The sequence below is a fragment of the Candidatus Velamenicoccus archaeovorus genome, assembly GCF_004102945.1.
In the GTDB taxonomy this organism is placed as follows: domain Bacteria; phylum Omnitrophota; class Gorgyraeia; order Velamenicoccales; family Velamenicoccaceae; genus Velamenicoccus; species Velamenicoccus archaeovorus.
In genome coordinates this window covers 1,230,482-1,254,567 of the sequence record NZ_CP019384.1, presented here as the reverse complement: position 1 = coordinate 1,254,567, position 24,086 = coordinate 1,230,482, and the positions used below count along the sequence as shown (strand labels likewise).

22 protein-coding genes are annotated in these 24,086 nt (G+C 55.4%); all 22 read left to right on the top strand.

Features of this window, described 5'->3' with window-relative positions; all coding sequences use genetic code 11:
* Positions 1–107: 107 nt before the first annotated feature.
* The 22 genes from ftsW (at position 108) to rodA (ending at position 24,056) form a co-directional block, all read left to right on the top strand.
* Complete coding sequence (gene ftsW, locus BU251_RS05655; protein WP_128700053.1) at positions 108–1,202, top strand: putative lipid II flippase FtsW; 1,095 nt, start codon at positions 108–110, stop codon at positions 1,200–1,202.
* Positions 1,199–2,269 carry a UDP-N-acetylglucosamine--N-acetylmuramyl-(pentapeptide) pyrophosphoryl-undecaprenol N-acetylglucosamine transferase gene (locus tag BU251_RS05650; protein ID WP_128700051.1) on the top strand — a complete coding sequence of 357 codons (1,071 nt, stop codon included), beginning with the start codon at positions 1,199–1,201 and terminating at the stop codon, positions 2,267–2,269. The genes ftsW and BU251_RS05650 overlap by 4 nt, the downstream gene beginning before the upstream one ends.
* Positions 2,266–3,078, top strand: coding sequence for a peptidase MA family metallohydrolase (locus tag BU251_RS05645; RefSeq protein WP_128700049.1), 813 nt, complete (start codon positions 2,266–2,268; stop codon positions 3,076–3,078). Before BU251_RS05650 ends, BU251_RS05645 begins: the two co-directional genes overlap by 4 nt.
* Complete coding sequence (gene murC / locus BU251_RS05640) at positions 3,075–4,436, top strand: UDP-N-acetylmuramate--L-alanine ligase (RefSeq protein WP_128700047.1); 1,362 nt, start codon at positions 3,075–3,077, stop codon at positions 4,434–4,436. Before BU251_RS05645 ends, murC begins: the two co-directional genes overlap by 4 nt.
* Positions 4,408–5,310: a UDP-N-acetylmuramate dehydrogenase gene (gene murB, locus BU251_RS05635; protein ID WP_128700045.1), complete on the top strand. Its 903-nt coding sequence runs from the start codon at positions 4,408–4,410 to the stop codon at positions 5,308–5,310. The genes murC and murB overlap by 29 nt, the downstream gene beginning before the upstream one ends.
* On the top strand, positions 5,300–6,253 hold the full coding sequence (locus BU251_RS05630) for a D-alanine--D-alanine ligase family protein (RefSeq protein ID WP_128700043.1): 954 nt from the start codon (positions 5,300–5,302) through the stop codon (positions 6,251–6,253). Before murB ends, BU251_RS05630 begins: the two co-directional genes overlap by 11 nt.
* Positions 6,254–6,260: 7 nt before the next feature.
* Positions 6,261–7,061 (top strand): cell division protein FtsQ/DivIB, encoded by an 801-nt coding sequence (locus BU251_RS05625; protein WP_128700041.1) that lies wholly within the window; start codon positions 6,261–6,263, stop codon positions 7,059–7,061.
* A 7-nt stretch (positions 7,062–7,068) separates the two neighbouring features.
* Positions 7,069–8,331 (top strand): cell division protein FtsA, encoded by a 1,263-nt coding sequence (ftsA, locus tag BU251_RS05620; protein WP_128700040.1) that lies wholly within the window; start codon positions 7,069–7,071, stop codon positions 8,329–8,331.
* Between the two features lie 481 nt (positions 8,332–8,812).
* Positions 8,813–9,523 carry a YggS family pyridoxal phosphate-dependent enzyme gene (locus BU251_RS05615; protein WP_164908883.1) on the top strand — a complete coding sequence of 237 codons (711 nt, stop codon included), beginning with the start codon at positions 8,813–8,815 and terminating at the stop codon, positions 9,521–9,523.
* Positions 9,520–10,347, top strand: coding sequence for a pyrroline-5-carboxylate reductase (gene proC, locus BU251_RS05610; protein ID WP_128700036.1), 828 nt, complete (start codon positions 9,520–9,522; stop codon positions 10,345–10,347). The genes BU251_RS05615 and proC overlap by 4 nt, the downstream gene beginning before the upstream one ends.
* A gap of 22 nt (positions 10,348–10,369) precedes the next feature.
* Complete coding sequence (gene mtnP, locus BU251_RS05605) at positions 10,370–11,230, top strand: S-methyl-5'-thioadenosine phosphorylase (protein ID WP_128700034.1); 861 nt, start codon at positions 10,370–10,372, stop codon at positions 11,228–11,230.
* Positions 11,231–11,255: 25 nt separating this feature from the next.
* Positions 11,256–14,045, top strand: coding sequence for an isoleucine--tRNA ligase (gene ileS / locus BU251_RS05600; protein ID WP_128700032.1), 2,790 nt, complete (start codon positions 11,256–11,258; stop codon positions 14,043–14,045).
* Between the two features lie 539 nt (positions 14,046–14,584).
* Positions 14,585–14,989, top strand: a complete 405-nt coding sequence (locus BU251_RS05595) for a TraR/DksA family transcriptional regulator (protein ID WP_128700030.1) — start codon at positions 14,585–14,587, stop codon at positions 14,987–14,989.
* A gap of 111 nt (positions 14,990–15,100) precedes the next feature.
* Entirely contained in the window at positions 15,101–15,598 is a 498-nt protein-coding gene (lspA, locus tag BU251_RS05590) for a signal peptidase II (RefSeq protein ID WP_128700029.1), read from the top strand.
* Positions 15,579–16,325, top strand: coding sequence for a prolipoprotein diacylglyceryl transferase (locus tag BU251_RS05585; RefSeq protein ID WP_128700027.1), 747 nt, complete (start codon positions 15,579–15,581; stop codon positions 16,323–16,325). The genes lspA and BU251_RS05585 overlap by 20 nt, the downstream gene beginning before the upstream one ends.
* 24 nt (positions 16,326–16,349) lie before the next feature.
* Positions 16,350–17,255, top strand: a complete 906-nt coding sequence (locus BU251_RS05580) for an RluA family pseudouridine synthase (protein WP_128700025.1) — start codon at positions 16,350–16,352, stop codon at positions 17,253–17,255.
* Between the two features lie 164 nt (positions 17,256–17,419).
* A complete protein-coding gene (gene aroA, locus BU251_RS05575; RefSeq protein WP_228767780.1) occupies positions 17,420–18,715 on the top strand; it encodes a 3-phosphoshikimate 1-carboxyvinyltransferase in 1,296 nt (431 codons plus the stop codon).
* Positions 18,716–18,848: 133 nt separating this feature from the next.
* Complete coding sequence (locus BU251_RS05570; RefSeq protein WP_128700021.1) at positions 18,849–19,931, top strand: rod shape-determining protein; 1,083 nt, start codon at positions 18,849–18,851, stop codon at positions 19,929–19,931.
* Between the two features lie 61 nt (positions 19,932–19,992).
* Positions 19,993–20,790: a rod shape-determining protein MreC gene (mreC, locus tag BU251_RS05565; RefSeq protein WP_128700019.1), complete on the top strand. Its 798-nt coding sequence runs from the start codon at positions 19,993–19,995 to the stop codon at positions 20,788–20,790.
* Positions 20,783–21,268, top strand: a complete 486-nt coding sequence (locus BU251_RS05560; RefSeq protein ID WP_128700017.1) for a hypothetical protein — start codon at positions 20,783–20,785, stop codon at positions 21,266–21,268. The genes mreC and BU251_RS05560 overlap by 8 nt, the downstream gene beginning before the upstream one ends.
* Positions 21,269–21,273: 5 nt before the next feature.
* Positions 21,274–22,959: a penicillin-binding protein 2 gene (gene mrdA / locus BU251_RS05555; protein WP_164908882.1), complete on the top strand. Its 1,686-nt coding sequence runs from the start codon at positions 21,274–21,276 to the stop codon at positions 22,957–22,959.
* The gene (gene rodA, locus BU251_RS05550; protein ID WP_128700013.1) at positions 22,956–24,056 is read left to right on the top strand and encodes a rod shape-determining protein RodA; all 1,101 of its coding nucleotides are present in this window, start codon (positions 22,956–22,958) and stop codon (positions 24,054–24,056) included. Before mrdA ends, rodA begins: the two co-directional genes overlap by 4 nt.
* Positions 24,057–24,086: the final 30 nt, after the last annotated feature.

Here is a 24,086-nt window from a genome sequence, read left to right as displayed (position 1 = left end):
TGTATAAATGAGGAGTTCAGGTATCGCTTGTTTCGGGTATGCGCATGCATGAGCTTGAGGATTTCAACTCGCCAACCCGTTAACCCGCTACCCGTCAACTTAGAAAAATGCGAAACGCACGCATTTCTGTTTTCGTCACGATGCTCGTCTTGATCTGCATCGGCATCGTCATGATCTATAGTGCCAGTTCGATCTTCACCTGGCAGGCGAGCGGTGAAAGTTACGGCTTGCTGAAAAAACAGTGCCTTTATCTCTTTATCGGTTGTATCGCGATGGTCTGCACAATGGCCGTGGATTATCATCTCCTGCGCCGCATCGCTAAACCCCTCCTTATTTTTTCCGTCATTCCCCTTGTTTTGGTTTTGGTGCCCGGCATTTCCAGGGAAGTTGGCGGAGCCAAGCGCTGGCTGCATATTGCCGGGTTCAATTATCAGCCGACGGAATTCGTGAAGGTCGCCTTGATCGTTTATCTTGCCGATTATCTGAACAGGAAGGCGGCTTATCTCAAGGAGTTCTGGAGAGGATTCGTGCCGCCCATCTGCGTTCTGGGGGTTATCACGCTCCTGGTCCTTCTGCAGCCGGACCTGGGGACGGCAGTATCTTTTGTCGTTTTGACATTCACGATGCTGTTTGTGTCCGGCATCAGGCTGTCTCATATGGTTATCAGCGCCGTCTCGGCCCTGCCGGTTTTGTATTTGTTGGTGTTCCGCGTGCCGTACCGCCGGGCGAGGATCCTGGCTTTTTTGAATCCTTGGCTGGATCCGCAGGGAACGGGTTTCCAGATCATCCAGTCGCAGATCGCCCTCGGATCCGGAGGTATTTTCGGCCTGGGCCTGGGGCAGGGCCGTCAGAAGCTGTTTTATCTGCCGGCGGCGCATACGGATTTTATTTTTTCGATCATCACCGAAGAACTCGGTCTGGTCGGCGCCTGCGCCGTCATCCTTTTATTTATTTTCCTCATTTGGCAGATGGGGAGGATCATCCGGAAGGTCAACGATCCTTTTGGAAAGCTCGTTTGCGTCGGCGTCATGACCCTGATCGCTTTTTCGGCGGTCGTCAACATAGGCGTTTCTATCGGCGCCCTTCCCACAAAAGGTCTGCCTTTGCCGTTTATCAGCTACGGAGGTTCCTCGCTCGTGTTTTACATGGTTGCCGTTGGACTTTTGCTCAATGTGTCTAAATCCGAGGAGGTCGCCCTGTGAGCCGGAAGGGGGCAGCAAAGATCATGGTCATCGCCGGCGGTTCCGGGGGGCATATCCTGCCGGCTATCGCTTTTTGTGAGGCCTTGGCAGAAATGAATCGGCCGGTTCCCGCGGTCGTCTTCGTGACGTCGCGCAGCAAAGGGTTGGAAGATCTTGTTTCGCCGACCGTCAGGACATATGTTCTTTCTGGCCGTCGCAGCGCGGGAGGGGTTTGCAGGTTGTTCTTCCAGGCGATAGGGCTTTTGATGAAAGAGCGGCCCGATATCGTCGTAGGATTTGGAGGTTATCTTACTGTGCCTTTCGTGTCCCTGGGCAGACTCTTGGGCGCAAAGGCCATGATTCATGAACAGAATGTTCTTCCGGGGAGGGCCAACAGGCTCTTGGGCGCCCTCGTCGTCCATAGGATCATCGTTTCTTTCGATCGCAGCAGGGCGTACTTCAGGAGGAGGGGGAACAAGGTGTTTCTGGCGCGTTATCCCTTGCGGCGGGCGCTGCAACCCGTGGCGCGGCATGAAGCTCTCGCCCAACTGGGTTTGCGCGAAGGGCTTTTCACGATCCTGGTCATTGGCGGCAGCCAGGGCGCCCACCGCCTGAATCAGGCGTTCACGGATGCCGTGCGCCTGAACAAGGACAGGGGGCGGTGGCAGATCATCCATTGCAGCGGCGCCGCCGACCTGGATTTCGTGCGGCGTGTTTATGAGGAGCTCGGCGTGAAAAGCAAAGTGTTTGCTTTCCTTACCCAGATGCACTATGCTTATTCTGTGGCGGATTTGGTTGTGGCGCGTTCAGGCGCCGGCTGTGTCCATGAGATGATGCATTTCGGTCTTCCTTCTGTCCTGGTGCCGTATCCGCATGCAGGCCAGCACCAGCTGGAAAACGCCAAGGTCCTGGCGGAAAAAGGCGCGGCCCTTCTTTTGGAAGAGAAACGCCTGACCCCAGAATTATTGAGCGGCCTGCTTGACCTTTTTGCGGAGGATGCGTTCAGGCGCAAGACGATGGCGGCGATCGCACGCTCCCTGGGCGAGGTTTCTGAAAACATGTCTGTGGCGGAGGCGGTCTTGGCATGAAGAAAGCATGGGCTATCTTATTGTTTTTGTTATCGGGTTTTTTGTGTCTCGCCCCTGCGGCGCACGCCTATGATTTTCTTGAGGAGAAGAGCACGCACTTCATTGTTTATTATGACAAGGGTGTCTCAAAAGATTTCGTGCGTACGGTCATTGATTATTCCGAGCGTTATTACGATGAACTGACGCAGAGACTGGGCCTGGTCCGGTTCGATTACTGGACGTGGGACGAGCGGGCCAAGATATATCTCTATCCCGACCAGGAGACGTATATGAAAGAATCGGGTCAACCGAACTGGTCGGGCGGCGCCGCAGCTTATGAACAGAAGTCGATCTGGACGTTCCCGCGCGAAGCCGGATTTTTCGATTCTCTCCTGCCGCATGAGATCGGCCACATCATCCTGCGCGACGCGATCGGTTCCCGCCGCGTCCCCCTCTGGTTCGAAGAGGGGATTGCGTCTTACCTGGAGCAGGCCAAGAGATATGGCGCGGAAAAGACCGTATTGAATGCTATGCGCGACCAGACGTTCGTTTCTCTTAAAAACCTTTCGGCCATCGACGCCTCCAGCCTTCAGGCGCCCGGCGCCGCCAATTTGTTTTATGCCGAGTCCGTCAGCGTCGTCAATTACCTGATTGAAAAGTTCGGGGTGGAGCGTTTCAGTTATCTGTTGCGCAAGATCAAGGAAGGGATGGATTTTAACGACGCCTTGGCCTATGCCTTTTTCGATGTTCGCAGCGTAGACGATCTTGGGAAATCCTGGGAAGAATCTTTGAGGAAGAAACTTAAAGGGGCCCCGCAGGCCATCTTATGACACCACGGCATATCCATTTCATCGGCATCGGGGGCATCGGCGTCAGCGGGATCGCGCAATTGGCCATCAAGCATGGTCATGTGGTTTCCGGTTGCGACCTTAAATCTTCGGCGATCACGCAGAAGCTTTCGCAGATGGGCGCCAAAATTTCCATAGGCCACGAGGCTTCTCATGTTGCCGGGGCCGATCTTGTCGTTTATTCCTCCGCCATCCGGCAGGAAAATCCGGAAATGGAGGAGGCTCGCCGCCGCGGTGTCCCCACGAAGAGGCGCGCCGAGTTCTTGAGCGACCTGATGGCCGACAAGACGGTCGTTACGGTGACGGGCGCCCATGGAAAGACGACGACCTCTTCCTTGGCCGCGAAACTGTTGTTGACGGCGGGCTTGAGGCCGACGGTGGCCGTGGGCGGCATCCTGCGCGAGGATGGCGACAACATGAAATTCGGCGACAGCCCTTTCTTTGTGGCCGAGGCCGATGAAAGCGACGGGACATTTTTGTGCTACACCCCGACATATTCGATCATCACCAATATTGACAGGGAGCATCTGGACCATTATGGGACGTACGAGCATTTGGTTGAGGCGTTTGAGGTTTTTGTGGGCCAGACAAAACCCGAGGGATGCGTGATTTATTTTCAGGAGGATCCTGTTTTGGATATGATCGTCTCCAGGAGCGGCGTCAGGGCCGTCACGTACGGTTTTTCGCCGGAAGCCGATTTTTATCCCTTAAATATCTCTCTGGCCCGTTGCCGGATCTCTTTCGATTGCGCCACAGGTTCCGAAGTCCTTGGGCCCGTGGTCATGGACCTGGCCGGCAGGCATAATATCGCCAATGCCCTGGCCGTCGTGGCGCTGGGGCGGAGACTGGGGCTGGATTTTAAGGTTATCCAAAAGGCGCTGGAAGGGTTCAAGGGCGTCGAACGCCGTTTTCAGGTCAAATATGAAACAACAGAACTTTCCGTGGTGGATGATTACGCCCATCATCCGACGGAAATTGCCGCGACGATCGAGGCTGCGAGATTATGCGCGCGTAACCGCGTCGTCGTTGTTTTCCAGCCCCACCGTTTCACCCGCACCAAACTTCTTTTGGACATGTTCCCGGGGAGCTTTGAAAAGAGCGACTATCTGGTGGTGACGGACATTTACGGCGCCGGCGAAGATCCGCTGGAGGGGGTCTCAGCCCAGGGTTTGGCTGATCGCGTCAGGAGCGCGACACGCCTGTCCGTGGATTATGTCAGCAGGGAAAAGGTCGTTGAACATCTTAAAGGGCGCATCCAGAAGGACGATCTCGTGCTTTTTCTGGGGGCCGGCGATATCACCAGGTTGAGCGATGAATTTGCCAAGAGCCTTCAAAAATAAGGTCAAGAAAGGCGAGCCTCTGCGGCGCCACACGACATTCGGCATCGGCGGGGAGGCGCTGGGGTGGTATGAACCCTCAGATGCCAGGGAACTTTCGGATTTTTTAAGGCTCCTGCCGAAGCGGGCGGATGTTTTTGCCATCGGCGCCGGCAGCAATCTTCTCGTCAAGGACGGCCTGGTCAGGAAAATATTCATATGTTTTTCACGGCCCCCTTTTCGCAGGATCGTTGTTTCCGGCGATCGGGTGAGGGCGGGGGCCGGCGTTTCGTTGGGAGCGCTGGTCAGGACGCTGGCGGCCGAAGGCCTGACAGGGCATGAATTTTTGACGGGCATCCCCGGGACTCTCGGAGGGGCGGTGGCGATGAACGCAGGCGCCAGGACCGTATTCGACGATTCGCGCAGTTACTGCGAGATGAAAGATATCGTGCAAGACGTTGACGTCATGGACCGGCGCGGCCGGATAAGGACGCTGGGGAAAGACAGGATAAAATTTTCTTATCGGCATTCTTCGCTGGGGCCGCTGTTTATTCTGGGGGTGTCTTTGAAGCTCCGCCGCGGCTCATCTGCCCGGAGCCGGAAAATGGCCGCAGAGATCCGCGCGGAGAGGCGGGGGCGCCAGGAATGGTCTTACCCGAGCGCCGGAAGTTTTTTTAAGAATCCGCGCGGCGCTGCCGCCGGTCGCCTCATCGATCTCTGCGGGCTCAAAGGTGCCTCTGTGGGAGGTGCCAGTGTCAGCTCCAAGCATGCGAATTTCATCGTGAATAAAGGCGGCGCGACATACGGCGATGTCATGAAGCTCATGGAAATTGTCCGTAAAACCGTGTATAATCGTTACAAAATTCGTTTGCAGCCAGAGGTAAAAATTGTCTCTTGATCCAGGGCGTATCGGTGTCATGATGGGGGGGTGTTCTTCCGAGAGGGAGATATCCTTGAAGTCCGGCCGCGCCGTTGTCGGCGCCTTGCAGGAAGGTCGGTTTGATGTCGTCGCTCTGGACGTGCAGAGCGAGACGCAAGAGGATGTCCTCCGGTTGGTCCGCGAGAATATGGTGGATGTCGTTTTTGTCGCCATGCACGGCGGATTCGGCGAGGACGGTCGTCTTCAGGAGATCCTTGAAAAGATCCCCGTCCGCTATACCGGCCCCGGCGCACAGGCCAGCCGTATGGCGATGGACAAGACCGTTTCCCGCCGCCGTTTTGCGCAGGCGGGTTTGCATGTGCCCCGTTCGGTTGTTGTCAGGAAGGGCCGGAGATATCTTTTGATGGCCGGGTGGCTCAGGAAACCATTTGTGGTCAAACCATCGGCGCAGGGTTCCAGCATCGGCATCAGCTTTGTGGCCGGCCGCAAAGGCCTGCCGGACGCGATCGCCGAAGCGCACCGTTACGGCGAGGATGTCCTCGTCGAGGAATTTATCCGCGGCCGCGAGCTGACGGTGGCTATCGTGAATGATCGGCCCCTGCCGGTGGTGGAGATCCGGCCCAAAAAAGGCTTTTTTGATTTTGAGGCCAAATATCACAAGGGGCTGACGGATTATATCGTCCCGGCCCAGCTGGATCGGCGTCTGGCCGCGCGCATCCAGGCCGACGCGCTTAAAGCTTATCGGGCGCTGGGGTGCCGACACCTTTCCCGCGTCGACGTGATCCTAAAAGACGAGAAGACCCCTTATATCCTTGAAGTCAATACGATTCCCGGCATGACGGAAACGAGCCTGCTGCCCAAAGCGGCGGCCGCGGCGGGAATGAACTTTGTCCAATTGTGCCGTTCTCTTGTCGAGATGGCCTGTGCGCAAGCAGTGGAACCGGCAACAGCGTCCTGTTGATCAGCTTATGGCGAAGAAAAAAAAGAATAGCAGCAATGGCGGGCCGTTTTTCCTTCTTGTGGTCCTGCCTTTGGCGGCCATCGTTCTTTCCGGCTGGGCGATCGTCAAAGGCATCCATCATTATGTGACCACTTCTCATTATTTCAAGATCCGGGAACTGCGTGCCGAAGGGGTTGGCGACCAGCGGTATCTGGAAATGATCAAGAATGACGTGGTGGGTGTCAATATTTTCCGCCTGGATGTGACAGACCTGGCGGAGAGGACGCGCCGGCGTTTCCCCAATTTTTATTCTGTCAGCGTCCGCCGCATCCTGCCGTCGCAGCTTCTGATCGTCGCCAAGGAACGCCTGCCGGTTGTCTGGATCAAGAGAGACGTTTATTACATGATGGATGCCAACGGTGTCGTTGTCGGGTCGGCGTCCCTGGGTGAGACGCCGACTTTGCCGCTTTTGACCGGCATGGACAGCAAGCTGGCCAGGCTTAAAACGGGCGCGACTTATTCTTCCGCGGCCCTGCACAGGGCCTTGGTTTTGGCCAAAATCCTGAAAGCGCGTGCCGCAGATATCCGCGAAGCCATCCCCGGCATGTCTCTGTCCGTGATAAGCCTGGATGCGGCGGATCCGGATGAATTGTCTTTTTATCTGAACCCGGCTATCGAGGTGAAGGTCGGAGACAGGAATTTTGACAGCCGTATTTCGCTCTTGCCGGCGATTTTGAGGACGATCTCAAGCGATATGAGCCGCATCAAATATATCGACCTGCGCCCCAAGGAACCCGTAGTGGCCACAAAGGACACACCTAAACGATAGGCATCCCATGACACTTTTAAAGAAGGACAAAAAGAGGGCACAGCGCAATGTCTTTTATGCTCTCGATATCGGTTCGCAGAAGATAACGCTCAGCAGTGCGCGCGTAGCGGCTGACCATGAACATCTCGAAGACGTTGTTTTGGAGAGCATGCCGGCCAAGGGAATTTTTAAGGGGGTCGTCAATGACTTGGCGCTTCTTTCGGACAGCATCCGTCAGGTCGCAAAGCGCATGGAAGCCCGCCAGGGACAGAAGATCTCGCGTCTGGCCATCAGCATCAATGGGAATTATATCCAGGCCAGGCACAGCACGGCGGCCGTCGCTTTGGCGGAACGCGGCACGCGCACCATCACCAAAAGGGATGTGGATCGTCTCAATCAGCAGGCGCGCACGCTGGGACTGGAGCTCGATGAGTACCTTTTGCACGAGTATCCGCAGGGGTATTCCGTTGATCGCCATAACATGACGCTTAATCCGCTTGGTCTTCACGGCCGCAAGCTTCAGGAGGATCTGTTGTTGGTCTGCACGCCCGCCTCTTATGTGGAGAATATCGTCCGTGCCGTCGAGCATGCCGGTTGCGATGTCACGATGATCGCTTATTCCGGGATCGCGGCGGCCCAGGCCGTTCTCTCTTTGGATGAAAGGGATAAGGGGGCGATTTTGGTGGACGTGGGAGAGACGTTGACGGGCGTCGTGATTTACCGGGAAGGGGTCGCGCGGCATCTGGGTATCCTTTCGTTCGGCGGAAAGAATATCACGGAGATCATCGCAAATTTTTGCCATGTTCCCTTGGCTTCTGCAGACGAGATCAAGAGGACGTCTTTGGAGCTGACGGCAGAAGGCGAGGAATCTGAAGAAGTGATGGTCAAGTCGGATGATGTCTACCGTTCCGTCAAGAAGACGGAGCTCGCCGGAGCCATAGCACCTGAGATCGATAAATTCCTGGAACTCCTCAAGAAAGCGATCCTCGATAGCGGTGTCGAGAATGTTTCTTCTTTCGGTGTCGTCGTGGTGGGAGGTCTGAGCCTCTTGGAGGGATTGCTGGAGAGGATGGAACGGACGCTGGGGCTTTCGGTCCGGCTGGGTCTGCCGGGGGGAGAGGCGGGCCAACTGGCTCTGTCTCAGGCACCTCTCTATGCTTCAGCCGTGGGATTGCTGGAGATGCAACTCGAAGATTACCGTAATTCCTGTTTTTTCCTTCAGGCCCGGCAAAAGGGTCCCTGGCGTAAACTCGCCGATTACCTGGCAGACCTCTATCACGATTATTTTTAATGAGGCCATAACTTACGCCTGCCTTTGGCTTTCGGCCAAGGCAGGCAGGGAACCGTTGCGTTGCTTCTGGTGACGTAAGTTATAAGGCCGAATTTCAGCCTCGGCCTGTCCTCTTTGGGACAGGCCAGGGCTGATCCGCCTCCGGCGGAAATCCGTCGAAGTATTAGTGGCGGATGGAATCACGGCATGGCTTAGCGGGCCGATGGCCGTAGGCGGTGAAGCTAAGTCATAGGCCCGAATTTTGAGTACCGAAATTTTCTATCTAGCGAAATCCCGCCAAAGGCAGGGAAACCCGCCAACGTTCTTATGGCGGATGCATCAAAGACGGGGGCGGTGTTTGTGCTCATGCAGCCGCGCCCTCATTGACACTCCGCCGGATTTGTGTTACCCTGCACCAGTCCGCAGGACGGTAACGGTATAGAATTCCGCCGTGTTTCAGAGTCAGATGCAAGGGCGGCCAGATGGTGGATGTTTTAAGAAGATGATCCGCGAGAACATCTCTGAGGTCAAAGAGAGGATAATCCGGGCTGCGCAACGCGCAGCGACGGATCCCTCCGAAATCACGCTTGTTGCGGTGACTAAGAATGTTAGTGTGGAAGATATGTGCCGGGCCGTGGACGCCGGAACCACGCATATCGGCGAAAGCAGGGTTCAGGAAGCCCTTTCGAAATACGACCATGTCCGGGCTTATGCTTCGGCAAGAGGCATCGCCTTAGTTTGGCATATGATCGGCCACCTGCAGACCAATAAGACCAGGGAAGCTGTCCGTCTTTTTGATTTGATTCACTCTGTGGATAGTGTCCGTCTGGCGCGGCAGATCGATAAGCAGGCCGCCGCTATCGGCAAGGTCCAGAATGTCCTCATGGAGGTCAAGACATCTCCTGAGGCTGCGAAATATGGATTCATGCCGGATGACGTTGCCGGCGCTTTAAAGGAGATGGCATCTTTGGATCATCTGTCCGTGAAGGGGCTGATGACGGTGGCGCCGGCTGTGCATGATCCCGGAGAGGCGCGTCCTTATTTCAGGACGCTGAAGGAGTTATTGATCAGGGTTAACGAATTACGAGTTACGAATTACGAGTTACGAATATTATCCATGGGCATGACGGATGATTTCGAGGCTGCCGTAGAGGAAGGGGCTACCCTTGTTCGTGTCGGCCGCGGGATCTTCGGCGGCAGGAAAGAAAGATGAGCCATCATTCGGCCGTAGGGATCATTGGATGCGGGAACATGGGAGCGGCCCTCACGGAAAATCTTGTGAAGTCGTGGGGGGCCGATCGCATTTTTGTTTTTGACAATGACACGCAGAAACAAAACGCCCTTGAGAGGCATTTTCGTGTCCGCGGCGTTTCCGGCCTTGATGATCTTGTCGATTCCTGCGAGACGATCATCATCGCCGTCAAACCGCAGGATATTGATACGGTCCTCGATGTTTTAAAAGGCCGGTGGGACAAGCTGGTCGTTTCTATTGCCGCCGGCATGACGCTTCGGTATCTTTCGGCCAGGATAGGTTCCCGCGTGCCTCTGGTGCGCGCCATGCCTAATCTGAATGCCGTTGTCGGCGCCAGCATGACGGCGATTTCCTGCAACGGCGCTGTTGCGGAGCCCCAGAAGGAAACGGCCGCCAGGGTCTTTGAGTCCGTCGGCAGTGTTGTTTTTATCAAAGAAGAGTTGATGAATGCCTTTACGGCGGTCGCGGGCAGCGGCCCGGCTTTCATCGCCTATCTGATGGACGATATGGATTCAGAGACCGTCAGGGATATTTTTGTGAAGGAAGCCCTGGCATTTGGTTTTGATCCGGCAGCCGCGGAATTCATTGTGGACAAGACGATGGCAGGCACACAGAAGATATTGCAGAATTTCGACAGGGATATTTTTATCAAAAGGGTTTGTTCCAAAGGGGGGACGACGGAGGCCGGCATGGAGGCGTTTGTGACCAGGCACAAGACCGCCGAGGGGCTCTCCGAGGCGATCCGCGCGGCTTGCCGCCGGGCGGGCGAATTGGCAAAGATATAGACGGGTTTAAAGAGGGGGAGATATGCCCAAAATCGGCATCATCGGCGGAAGCGGCATTTATAAGATCGAGGGGATGAAGGCATTGAAAGAGGTCCGGGTCAAGACGCCATTCGGCGATCCTTCCGATTGTTACAGGACAGGGCAGCTTGCGGGAGTGGATGTCGTATTCCTGCCGCGCCACGGTTCGTCCCATACGATCAATCCGTCGCAGATCAATTACAGGGCCAATGTTTTCGGCATGAAGAAGCTGGGTGTTGAAAAACTGATCTCTGTCTCTGCTTGCGGCTCGCTAAAGAAAGAACACAAGCCTCTTGATTTCGTTCTTCCCGATCAGTTTGTCGATAGGACCACCGGCGGCCGCTGCATGACGTTTTTCAGCGACGGCATCGTCGCCCACGTGGGTTTCGGCCAGCCCGTCTGCCCGGAGCTTCTGGACCTTATCTGGGGTGCGGCGCAGGCCCTGAACCTCAGCGTCCACAAGGGTGGGACTTATTTGAATATGGAGGGCCCGGCGTTTTCGACAAAGGCCGAGTCTCATCTTTACCGTTCCTGGGGCATGGACATCATCGGCATGACAAATATGGCTGAGGCGAGGCTGGCCCGCGAGGCAGAGATGTGCTACGCCACGATCGCCGCCGTCACGGATTACGACTGCTGGTATGAATCAGAGGAGTCGGTGACCGTGGAGATGATCGTGGCGAACCTTAGGAAAAATGCCGAGAATTCCAAGAAACTTGTCGGTGAGGTCGTCAGGAGGCTGGGATCGGCCCCATCGTCCTGTGCATGCTCGGAATCCTTAAAATACGCGATCGTCACGGACAAGAAGGCGATTTCCGCAAAAATCAAAAAGGACCTCAAGCCCATTATAGGTAAATATATCTAAAGCTTCAGGCTTATAACTTAAAACCATGGATTATAAATCGACATTAAACTTGCCTCAGACGGACTTTTCCATGAAGGCCAACCTGAGCGCAAGGGAACCTGAGACCCTCGCCCGGTGGGAGGAAATGGGATTATATGGAAAGATCCGCCGTGCCTTCCAGGGCCGCGAACTCTTCATCCTTCACGACGGGCCGCCTTACGCTAACGGCCACATCCATATCGGCCATGCCTTGAACAAGATCCTCAAGGACGTTATCGTCAGGTATAAGACGCTGCGCGGCTACGACGCGCCGTATATCCCCGGATGGGATTGCCACGGCTTGCCTGTGGAGCACCAGCTTTTCAAGGACCTCAAAAAAAATAAAGACCAGATCGACCGGGTGGCCTTCCGCATGATGGCCTACGATTACGCCATGAAATACGTCGCCATCCAGAGGGACGAATTCAAGAGATTGGGGATCATCGGCGACTGGGAACATCCTTATCTGACCCTTGACAGGAAATATGAGGAGGCGATCCTGAAGTCTTTTGGACGCCTCGTCGAGGAAGGCTACATCTATCGCGGCCTCAAACCCGTGCACTGGTGTTTCCGCTGCGAAACGGCCCTGGCCGAGGCCGAGGTGGAATACGAGAATCATGAATCGGATTCCATCTACGTGAAATTCGAACTAAAAAACGAGGAACATGCGCAGAATTTGGGTATTTCTTTTGAAGGAAAAAAGCCGCCGACCATCTGTATCTGGACGACGACGCCGTGGACGCTTATCGCCAATGTGGCCGTCGCCGTGCATCCGGATATGGAATATGTTCTTGTGGATTTTAAGATAGGCGAGCATATGATTGTGGCGCGCGATCTTTTTGAGACTTCGCTGAGAGAAAAATTTGAATCGGACGGCGAACCGCGCGTCGTTAAGCGTTTTCTTGGCAAAGAGCTTGAAGGTCTTGTGTATCGCCATCCTTTCGGGCTGCGGGAAGGCCGCGTTGTCTTGGCGGATTATGTCTCCAGGGAGGATGGTACTGGATGCGTGCATACCGCGCCGGGCCACGGCCAGGAAGATTTTATGACGGGGCAGAAGTATCATCTCGACGTCGTCATGCCCGTTGACGAGCGCGGCCGTTTCCTGCCGGATGTAGCGGATTTTTCAGGTCAGCGCGTTTTTGACGCCAATGCCGGCATCATTCAGAAACTTTCGGATCTTGGATACCTGAAGTTGGCGTCCAAGATCACGCATACCTATCCGCATTGTTGGCGGTGCAAACAGCCGGTCATCTTCCGCGCGACACAGCAGTGGTTTCTCAAGATCGATCATAAGGGCCTCAGGCAGGATCTGCTCGGCGTGATCCGCGACCAGGTCGCCTGGGTGCCGGCGTCGGGGCGTGAGCGCATCTCGGCCATGGTCGAGAACAGGCCTGATTGGTGCCTGTCGCGCCAGCGTTACTGGGGCGTGCCTATCCCGGCCGTTGTCTGCCGCGTTTGTCGTAACCATATCCTGGATGCGCGCCTGATCGAAAAGCTCGCGGCCCGCGTCGCTGCCGAGGGGACGGACATCTGGTTCAAGAGCGACGTCGCAGAATTCTTGCCGAAGGATCTGCGTTGTGCCTGCGGCTCTTCGGCCTTTGACAAATCGACGGACATCCTCGACGTGTGGTTCGATTCCGGGGTCAGCCATCAGGCGGTTCTCAAGAATGCGCCGGGCCTCAAGCTGCCGGCAGACCTGTATCTGGAAGGGTCCGACCAGCACCGCGGCTGGTTCCAGGCGTCCTTGATCCCGTCGCAAGCCATCGACCGCCAGCCGCCTTTCAAAACCGTCTTGACTCACGGATTTGTCGTCGATGCGCAAGGCCGCAAGATGTCCAAGTCTTTGGGCAATGTGATCTCCCCGCAGGAGATCATCAAGGACTTTGGCGCCGATATCCTGAGGCTCTGGGTCCTGTCGAGCGACTATAACGAGGATGTGCGTATCTCCAAGGAGATCCTGAATTTCACCGCCGATGCTTATCGCAAGATCCGCAATACGGCGCGCTTTATCCTCGGTAATCTGAACGATTTCGATCCGGATGCAGACCGCCTGGGCCGTCAGGAGCTTTGCGACATCGACCGATGGGCGCTTTCGCGCCTGTCGCAGCTGGTCGACGGCGTCACGCGGGCCTACGACAGCTATCTCTTTTATCATGTGTTCCAGAAGCTCTTTGCTTTTTGCAATGAGGAGATGTCGTCGGTGTATCTCGACATCCTCAAGGACAGGCTGTATACGGCGGGCAGGCGCTCGAAAGAGCGGCGTTCGGCGCAGACGGTGATCTATGACATTCTCGACGCTTTGACGAGGATGCTGGCGCCGGTGTTGCCTTTTACGAGCGAGGAGATTTATCGCTCCATGCGTCATCGCAAAGGCGAAGTTGCGGAGAGCGTACATTTGTCTTCCTGGCCGGCCTTCGACGGCGCAGAGACAGAAAACGGCACAAACAAAGACATCGACAAAATTTTGGAGATACGGCCGGCTGTCCTTAAATCGCTGGAAGAGGAAAGGACAAAGGGCAAGATCGGAAGCTCTCTTGAAGCCAAGGTCATCCTGACCTTTAAAGACAAGCAGGCGTCCGAGGTTTTCTTCCGTTTTGCGCAGCAGCTGCGTTATTTTTTCATCGTCTCATGCGTTGAGCTCAAAACCGATGCGTCTCTGGGAGCTCCGTTTGCCATCAGCGTTGTGCATGCTGAAGGGAAAAAGTGCAGCCGCTGCTGGAATTATACCCAGGACACCGACGTTGATGCGGCCTATCCGGGCATCTGCGGCCGTTGCGTGCAGGCAATCCGGGGATGAGGCGCGGAAGGGCGCGGGTTTGTATTTTATAAAGTCATGCCTCAGTGATCCACCCGCCACTAAAACGTCCACTATCACTTCTTCGGCGGACGGCCGATGACGCTCTGATAGCGGCCGTCGGCGGGTTTTCCCGCCGAGCGGGATTTCGCTAGATAGAAAATTTCGGTGCTCAAAATTCGGGCTTATGACTTAGCTTCGCCGCCTACGGCCATCGGCTCCCTAAGTCATGCCCTCATTCCCTCGGCAGGAATCCCCGGCTTTTCCTGCCTTGCGGGATCCCGCTGGACAAACGATTATGGAGCGGGAAAAGCCGGGGAGGAATACGGTGCTGCCTCGGGAGGGAGCCCCCGGGAAGGCGCTGCCGGGGGGATTAATTCGGGCTTATGACTTAGCTTCGCCGCCTACGGCCATCGGCTCGCTAAGTCATGCCCTCATTAAAAAAAGATTGCCATTTGTTTTTATTCAATATATAATTGAACAGTTTTCAAAAGACATCGCAACGTAAACTCTGCCTGCCGGTGAAACAGGGAGCCACAGACATGCAAAAGAGAAAGACTGCCAAGCAAGGTAAAATGGACAAAAAGACCTCTGAGTTCTATAAGAAGCTCCTTTTGGAAAAGCGCGAAGACATCCTTGGCGACATCTCGCAAATTTCAGAAGAGACGCTTAAGAAATCCCAGAAGGATGCCTCCGGCGATATCTCCGGCTACACCTTCCACATGGCCGACGTGGCCACGGATAATTATGACCGCGAATTCTCGCTGGGGCTGGCTTCCAAGGAGCGCGGCGTCCTCATGGAAATCAACTATGCCCTCCAGAAACTTCAGGAAGGCCGTTTTGGTTTGTGCGAATCCTGCAAGAAACCCATCTCCAAGGTTCGGCTCAAGGCCGTTCCTTACACGACGTTGTGCCTGAAGTGTCAGCAAGCCAAAGAAAAAAGGTGAAGCTCCGCCGATAAGCCTGTGTTGCAAACAGGTCGGCGATCCCTTTTCATTTCGCTTGGCACCGAAGAAGAAACCGCAGACTTTTTTTAGCGGAACTTCACTTTTCGCCGGATGCCTATTCTCCAAGTGATCCTCATCGCTGTCGGAGTTGTCGCGCTGGACCGGCTTACCAAGTCGGCCGCCGAGACGTACCTCTGTGCCATCGATACCCATCCGGTCATTCCCCAGGTTTTTCATCTGACCCTTGTCCACAATACGGGCGCGGCTTTCGGCTTGTGGAAGGGCGGCGCTGTTTTTCTTATCCTGACGACTGTTTTTTGCATGGCGATGATCGTTGCGATGCTAAAAAGCAAACGCCTGTTGAATAAGGTTTTCGGCCTTTCCGCGATCGACGGCTGGCTATGCCTCTCGTTCGGCCTGATCCTCGGAGGGGCTGTCGGTAACCTGATAGACCGGTTACGCTATTCCTATGTGATCGATTTCCTGGATTTTCGTATCTGGCCTGTTTTTAACGTGGCGGATTCCGCCATTACGGCCGGCGGGGCGGTTTTGTTTCTGAAGATTTTTCTTCACGAGAAAGGCAAGCAGCATGGCTCCAGTCATCTATAGCTGCCGGTTATTCACGATCTATACCTACGGCGTTTTCGTGGCGATCGCGTTTCTTGTGGCGACATGGTTAGTGACGCGTCAGGCGGCGCGTCTGGGTTTCGATCCTGAAGTCATCGGAAATTTTTTGATTTTTACGTTGGTGTGCGGGATCCTGAGCGCGCGCATTTTTTACGTTGTCCTCAACTGGAGCGAATTCTCGCCGGATCCCCTGGAAGTCGTTAGGTTGTATCACGGCGGCCTGGTATGGTACGGCGGCTTGATAGGAGCGATGCTGTGTGGTGTTTTATTTTTGAAGAAAAAACATCTCTCGATTCCCGCCGTGGCCGATCTTTGCGCGCCGTATCTGGCTCTGGCGCAGGCCATCGGCCGCATCGGCTGTTTTTTTAACGGCTGTTGTTACGGCAAACCGTCCGTGCATGGTCTTTTTTTTCCTGCCCACGGCCGCGTGCTTTTTCCTTCCCAGATCGTCGATGCCCTGAGTCTTCTTTTCGTCTATGCGGCCTTGCGGCTTATCCGGGGGCAGAAGCCGGGACAGCTGTTCGGTCTCTATCTGTTTCTGGCGGCCCTCCAGCGATTTCTTATGGAATTCCTGCGTGGGGATGAGAGGCCTTTCTACAGCGGTTTAAGCATTTACCAGTGGATAAGCCTGGGTCTTGCGACCGCGGGTATCCTTGTGTATACGTTGGCTTTTGCCAGGCATAAAAAGCCTTCGACAAAAAATGCATGACAAGTCCCGCCAAGGGGAGGGCATATGACCCTGAAACAGGCAGCGATCTCGGAAGAGGCCGTGAATACACGGCTGGATATTTTTCTGGCAAAATCCGAGCCTGATTTCTCCAGGACTTTTATCAAAGACTGGATCCTTAAGGGGAAGGTTTTTGTCAACGGTCAGGCCGCCAAGCCGCATTACCGGCTCAAGGCCAGGGATGAACTTTCGTGGGAGACGCCGCAAGTTCAGCAGACACAGATCCTGGGCCAAGACATTCCGCTGGATATTCTCTATGAAGACAACGATGTCATTGTGATCAATAAACCGACGGGCATGGTCGTGCATCCCGGCGCTGGTCAGGAAACCCATACATTGGTCCATGCCCTCTTGTACCATTGCGGTGAACTTTCAAGCATCAGCAAGGAACGGCCCGGCATCGTGCATCGCCTCGACAAGGAAACGTCCGGCGTCATGGTTGCGGCGAAAAACAATCAGGCGCATCTGAATCTGGTCAGGCAGTTCAAGAAGCATTCGATCCGCCGGCGCTACATCGCCCTTGTGGAAGGCAGCGTTCCTTTTGACGAAGGCATCGTCGACGTGCCCCTCAAGCGGCATGCCATTGACCGCCAGAAGATGTCCGTCAGTTTTTCCGATGAGGCCAAGGAGGCCCGCACCTTCTATCGTGTGCTGGGGCGGTTCAAGGATTATACGGCCGTCGAGCTTCTCCCGGAAACGGGCCGGACGCACCAATTGCGTGTGCACATGTCCTACCTGGGGCACCCTATCCTTGGTGACACCGTTTACGGCCGCAAAAAGAATTTCTCCCGCCTGGCCCTGCATGCCAAAGATCTCGGTTTCGAGCATCCGGCAACAAAAGAGCCCGTCGAGTTCTCTTCCCCTTTGCCCCCGGAAATGAAAAAAGCCATGCCCGGCTTGAAGGTCGACTAGCGCGGTCTGGTGCCGGCAGATCCTGTTTTTATGGTCTTTCCTTGGCGTCATTGTCTGTCATCTGTGCGCTGTTTTCTGTTATCTGTGATGCGTGTTTTGCCCTTTTCTACTAGATATAGACTGGCCGTCCTTTTTCGTGTTATAATTCTAGCTCAATGAAAACCATGATCATCAAACCTTGTAAGGCGATCCACGGGACCGCAGAGCTTCCCGGAGACAAGTCTATTTCCCACCGCGCGGCGATCCTGTCGTCTCTCGCCAAGGGAAGGACGGAGATCCGCCGGTTCCTTTTTTCCGACGATTGTCTTGTGACCTTGAGTGCCTTAAAGGCCATGGGGGTCGGCGTCAGGATATTCAGGCGCGAGCATCGCGTGGTCATCGATTCCTCTGGTGTGTTGTGTCCGCCGATGGGTTCCTTGAACATGAACGAATCCGGGACGAGCGCGCGCATGCTTATGGGGCTTTTGGCAGGTCAGGGGTTTGCTTCACGCCTGACAGGCGCGCCTTCGCTTTTGAAGCGGCCGATGGCGCGTGTCATCAAGCCTTTAAGCTTGATGGGGGCCGGGATCCAGGCCCGTCGTAAAGGAGGGAAAGATTATCTGCCGGTCTCGATCCGGCCGTCTGTTCTTCACGGCATATGTTGGAGACAGGAAGTGGCCAGCGCCCAGGTTAAGTCGGCGCTTCTTTTGGCAGGATTATTTGCCCAGGGAGAAACATGCGTCCATGAGGCCGTGATGACACGGGATCATACCGAACGGATGCTGAGATTTTTCGGGGCCGATCTTCGCATGTCCGGTGGCGGCATCGTGGTCAAGGGGGGAGAATTGACCTCTCCGGGTTTTGTGATTGTGCCTGGCGATATTTCGAGCGCCGCATTTTTTATCGTAGCTGCGTTAGTGCTTAAAGGGTCGCGCCTTGTCTTAAAGCACGTGGGTGTCAATCCTACGCGCACAGGTGCTATCCGGGTTTTGCAGAGGATGGGAGGGCGTATCCGTCTCGTCTCCAGACAGAAGGGCTATGAGCCGGCGGCAGACCTGGATATCCGTTTCAGCAGGCTTTGCGGAACGAGGATCAGGTCTGCGGAGATACCGAGCCTGATCGATGAATTGCCTGTCCTTATGGTTGCTGCTTCTTTGGCCGAAGGCCGGACTGTCATTGAAGGGGCGGGAGAGCTGCGCGTCAAAGAGACGGACCGCATTCGGTCCATGAGCTGGAATCTTAAAAGGGCGGGCGTTAAGATTGGCACGAAAGTCGCTGCAGGCAGAGAAGATATCGTGATTACAGGGTCAGGCGGAATTAAAGGGGCACATTTCAGGAGTTTTGGCGATCACAGAACAGCCATGAGCATGTATGTGGCGGCTTTGGCTGCCTCCGGAGTCTCTTCCCTGGACGATCCTGCGTGCGTCGGTAAGTCTTTTCCGGAATATTTCAGCGTATTTAAACATCTGATTGCCAGATAAGAAGTTTGATTCCTGTTACAGAGGATTTTGGGCAGGATTTTCGCTGGGTCTTGTGGGGGAAATATTTATTGACAGCCCCTGTCGCCTCTGTTAATATTTAAAAAATCGACCCAAACCACCAACCCTATTAAACATGACACAATTATCCAAATTACCCAAGAGGACGTTTAATTACGTATCTGGTTTGTTTTCCAATGATATGGGCATCGATTTGGGGACGGCTACGACCCTTGTGTATGTGAAGAACGAAGGGATCGTTTTGTGCGAGCCGTCGGTTGTGGCCCTCAAGAAGGGAGCTACTGTTAACCGCGTCCTGGCGGTTGGTGATGAGGCCAAGAAGATGTTGGGCCGTACGCCAGGAAATATCCTGGCCATCAGACCCATGAAGGACGGCGTCATAGCAGATTTCGATATCACCGAGGCGATGCTGCGGTATTTCATCAAGAAGATCCATCGCCGCCGCGTGCTGGTTTCTCCGCGCATGGTGATCGCAATTCCTTCCGGCATCACCGAGGTCGAGCGTCGGGCTGTCAAAGATTCGGCTCTGCGCGCCGGCGCCAGGGAGGTCCATTTGGTCGAGGAGCCTCTGGCGGCGGCCATCGGCGTGGGCCTGCCTATTCATGAGCCGGCAGGCAACATGATCGTGGACATCGGCGGGGGAACGACCGAGGTGGCCGTGATCTCGCTGTCGGGCATCGTCTTTTCGAAGTCCATCAGGATCGCCGGAGATGAGCTGGACACGGCGGTCGTGGAATATCTCAAAAAAAATTATAACCTGATGATCGGTGAGCGCACGGCTGAAGAGATCAAGATAAAGATCGGTTCGGCGTATCCCCTGGAAGAAGAGTTGAGCCTTGAGGTCCGCGGCCGCGACCTTGTCGCGGGGTTGCCGAAGATGGTGACGATCACGTCCGAAGAGGTGAGGGATGCGATCGCCGAGCCCGTGAGGGCGATCGTGGATTCGGCAAAGATCGCGCTCGAGAGGACGCCGCCAGAGCTGGCGGCCGATCTGATCGATCGCGGTATTGTCCTGGCCGGAGGCGGGTCTCAATTGCGCGGCCTGGACCGCCTGATCGCCGAAGAGACGGGCCTTCCCGTCCATATCGCCGACGATCCTGTGACAGCCGTGGCCCAGGGAACAGGCAAAATCCTTGAGCTTGAGAGCCGCTACTTGCGCGACGTGACCGTCGTGACCAAGACGGAAAGCGCCTTATAAATGCCGTCCCTGAAGCGGGCAGAGACCGTTTGATCTCTCCCGCTGTAACGTTGACACGGATGTGTTTCTCGCCAATAGAAAGTTCATAGGCTATTTCTTCATCGTCGTCCTTCTGTCCCTTCTTGTTTTTCTCTCGTTCCGCCATTCGCCTTATGTGATGCGTCAGATCTTTTCGGACGCGGCCAAGCTTCCTCTCATGGCTTTGGATGCCGCAGGCCAGGAGGCCAGGGCGTTGTTGCTTTTCCATAAAAGTTATTGGGACGGCAAAAAACTTGTCCGTGAGAACGGCGGTCTCAAAAAGGCATTGCTCGAATCCGAAGAGCTTCGCAAGGAAAATACGCGCCTGCGCGACTTGCTGGATCTGCGGCAGAAGCTCGATTATGAGACGACCCCCGCATCCGTTATCGGACGCGATTTCGGCGTTTTCCGGTCTTATCTTGTCTTAGACAAGGGGCGGGCGGCAGGTGTCAAGACGTATGCGCCGGTCATAACCGCCGCCGGGCTGGTAGGCAAGGTCCTTGAGACCGGGCAATTCTCCTGTAAGGTCATCCTCTTAAACGACCCCGATCTGTCGGTACCCGCGAAAGACGCGCGCAGCGGCGAACAGGGGCTGGTTTCCGGAAGCCTGGACGGCAAATGCAAGCTGCGCTTCTTGGATGTGAACAGCGATGTGGTCGAGGGAGACCTTATCGTGACAAGCGGCCTGAATATGACATACCCGGCCGGCATCCCGATCGGCCGCGTCAAGATGGTCGGCATGGAGTCCAGCGGTCTGAGTAAGTTTGCGGTCATCGAGCCCGTCCTGAACCTTTCCTGCCTGGACGAGGTGCTCATCGTCACGTCTTTCAAACATGATTAAATTTCTTGTCATTCCTGTCTTGGTCCTGGCGGAATTCGCATGGCATCGTTTTCTGTGCCTGCCCTGGCTGTTGTCTGATCCTTTGTTGGCCGCCGCCATGGTCTATACTTTTTTGCATCATTTCGACGCCCGGGGCTGCGTGGGTTACGCCTTGTGGTGCGGTTTCTGGAGGGACGCTTTCGGGACAGATGTCTTCGGTGTCTATATGATGTCCTACGTCCTGACGGTTTTCGGCGTGGCCTTCCTGGTCCGCGTTCTGTATCGCCACAACTGGAAGATTGTCTTTCCCGTGGTTTTTGCGGGCCAGCTTTTGAATAACCACCTGGTTTTTATCCTGCGTCCTTTTCTGGGCGCAGGCCCTTTGGTGTCATATGCCCGTTTTTTCGGCCGGACCTTCCTGCAGGCGCTCGGCACGACGCTCCTGGGCTATCCATTTCTCCTCTTTTTTAAAAAATGCGAACCCGAATCTACGGAATAACGCTTTTGGTTTGTTTTTTTCTTTTGCTCTGCGGCCTCTTGGTCGTTCAGCTGATCGGCGGCGGCCGCTATTATGAGTTGAGTCTGCGCAATACCATCCGCCTTATCCCTGAGGAACCTTACAGGGGCCGTATCCTGGATCGTCATCAACAGGTGATCGTGGACAACGTGTTGTCGTTCGACGCCGTCATCATGCCGCAGGAGCTGAAAGACAAAAACGATGTGTTCAGCCGTCTGGCGCCTATCCTGTCTTTGGATCCTTCGGAAATCGAGGAACGTTATGCCAGGGGCTATCTTAATCCTTTTACGCCCGTCGTCATCGCCGAAGGGATCCCCAAATCGACGGCCATCATGCTGGAAGAGAAAAAGCTGGACCTGCGGGGCGTCGCCGTCGAGCTCAACAGCCGCCGGCATTATCCTTTCGGCACGACGGCGGCCCATGTGCTGGGCTATCTGGGCGAGATCGACAAAAGCCGCATCACGCGCCTCAAGGATTACGGCTATGACATCAAGGATAACGTCGGATACAGCGGCGTTGAGGAGCGCTTGGACATCTATATGCGGGGCCAGAAAGGCGGACGCCAGATCGAGGTGGACAATAGGGGCCGCCAGGTCAGGCTTCTGGGGTATAAACCGCCCGTGGCCGGCGAAGATGTGACGTTGACGATCGATCTGGAGCTTCAGCAGATCGCGGACAACCTCCTTCAGGGTAAAAAGGGCGCCGTGATCGTCATGGACGCCCAGACAGGGGAGGTGCTGGTGCTCAGCAGCGCCCCGGCTTTTGATCCCAACGTGTTCGTGGATCGCAGCGACCGGCGCGCCATGAATTATTATTTGACCAGCGACGATGCGCCGTTGTTCAACCGCGTGACGAGCGGTCAGTTTCCCCCGGGGTCCATTTTTAAGGTCGTCACGGCCTCCGCCGCCCTGCAGGCCGACAAAGGTGTTTCGCTTGTCACGGCATATGTGTGCCAGGGCCAGATGAGGATCGGCAACCGTTTTTTTAAGTGCTGGTCGACGCACGGCGCGCAGGATTTCAATGCCGCCATAGCTCATTCCTGCGACGTTTATTTTTATCAACTGGGGTTGTTGGCAGGTCCGGATCTTCTGTCGCATACGGCGCAGGAATTCGGTCTTTCGCAGCCGACAGGGATCGATTTGACCCACGAGGCATCGGGTTTTATCCCCAGTCGTCTTTGGAAGCGCCTGACGAAGTTCGAGGGCTGGTATGACGGCGACACGGCAAACTTTTCCATTGGTCAGGGTTTTGTCCTTACGACACCTCTGCAGTTGGCGCGCATGATGGCCGCTGTCGGCAACGGAGGATATCTGCCTGTTCCCCATGTGACCAAGGCCGTTGCGGGCAGGGAAGTCTCTGTGGCAGCGCCCAAGCCCGTCAGGATATCCCCGGAGTATCTGGATATGGTGCGCAAGGCCCTGCGTTATCCTGTGTCGCTTGAGAGCGGCACGGCGCACGTGCTGGAAATCCCCGGCCTTGAGATCTGCGCCAAGACGGGGACAGCTCAGGTTTACGGAAAAGAGTCGCATGGCTGGGTGGCCGGATTTTTTCCGCTGAGCCGGCCCCGCTACGCGTTCTGCGTGCTTCTGGAGAATGTCGGCAGCAGCCATTATGCCTGCGTCTTGGCGCGCGACCTGTTTGAAGAGGCCCAAAAGAGAGGGAAACTGTCATGATGACGGCCAGGCCGCAGAAGGTCATCGTTATCGTCGTGTTTTTGATTTTGTTTTTCGGCATCCTTTGCCTTTTTTCGAGCTGCCATCAAAAAGGGGAGTTTGTCAAAAAAGATATCTTCGTCAAACAGCTGCTGTGGGTCGGCGTGGGCTGGGGAGTTCTGCTTTTGGCTTCACGTCATGACTACAGGTCGTTCAAGGGGTGGGGCGTGCCTTTGTATGTCGTCAGCGTGGTGACGTTGGCCCATGTCCTTTTTTCCGGCAGGGCGATCATGGGCGCCCAACGCTGGATATCCCTGGGGGAATTCTCTTTTCAGCCGTCGGAGCTAGGGAAGTTTGCGCTCATTTTGGTCTTGGCCGGCTATTTCAGCATCAAGACAGGCGAGGAGCTGCAGGCCCAGCCGCAGTCGCTGGGATGCTTTCGGGGCTTGCTTCTGCCGCTCGGCATCACGCTGCTACCGACGGGTCTGGTCCTTTTGCAGCCCGATCTGGGTACGGCGATCGTCTATCTCTTCATTTTTGCTACGATCGCTTTCCTGGCCGAGGTCCGCCTGCGTTATTTGGCAGGCGCGGCTGTTGCCGGCTTGGCCTCTTTGCCGCTTTTCTGGCATGTGCTGAAAGACTATCAAAGATCCCGCCTTTTGGTGTTTTTGAATCCGAATATCGATCCTTTGGGCGCGGGATACACGATCATTCAGTCGAAGATCGCCATCGGCTCCGGCCGTTTTTTCGGAAAAGGATGGATGAGCGGCACCCAAAGCCAGCTTAATTTCCTGGCGGAACGGCACACGGATTTCATTTTTTCCGTATGGGGGGAGGAGTGGGGGTTTTTGGGCAGTTTTTTTCTTGTGGTGATGTATGCGATCCTCATCATCATGATCCTGAGGGTTGCCGCCCTTTCGCGCGACATCTTCGGCCGTCTCCTGGCGGCGGGCGTGGCTGCGCTCATCTTTTTCCATGCCTTCATCAATGTCGCGATGAACATCGGCATGTCTCCGGTCGTCGGCCTGCCTTTGCCTTTTATGAGTTACGGCGGCTCGTCGCTCGTTATTAATATGGCGGCGATCGGTATCGTCTTAAATATAGCGCGGCAGAAGTAGGCGTGAAACGTGTAGTCGCACATCATGCGA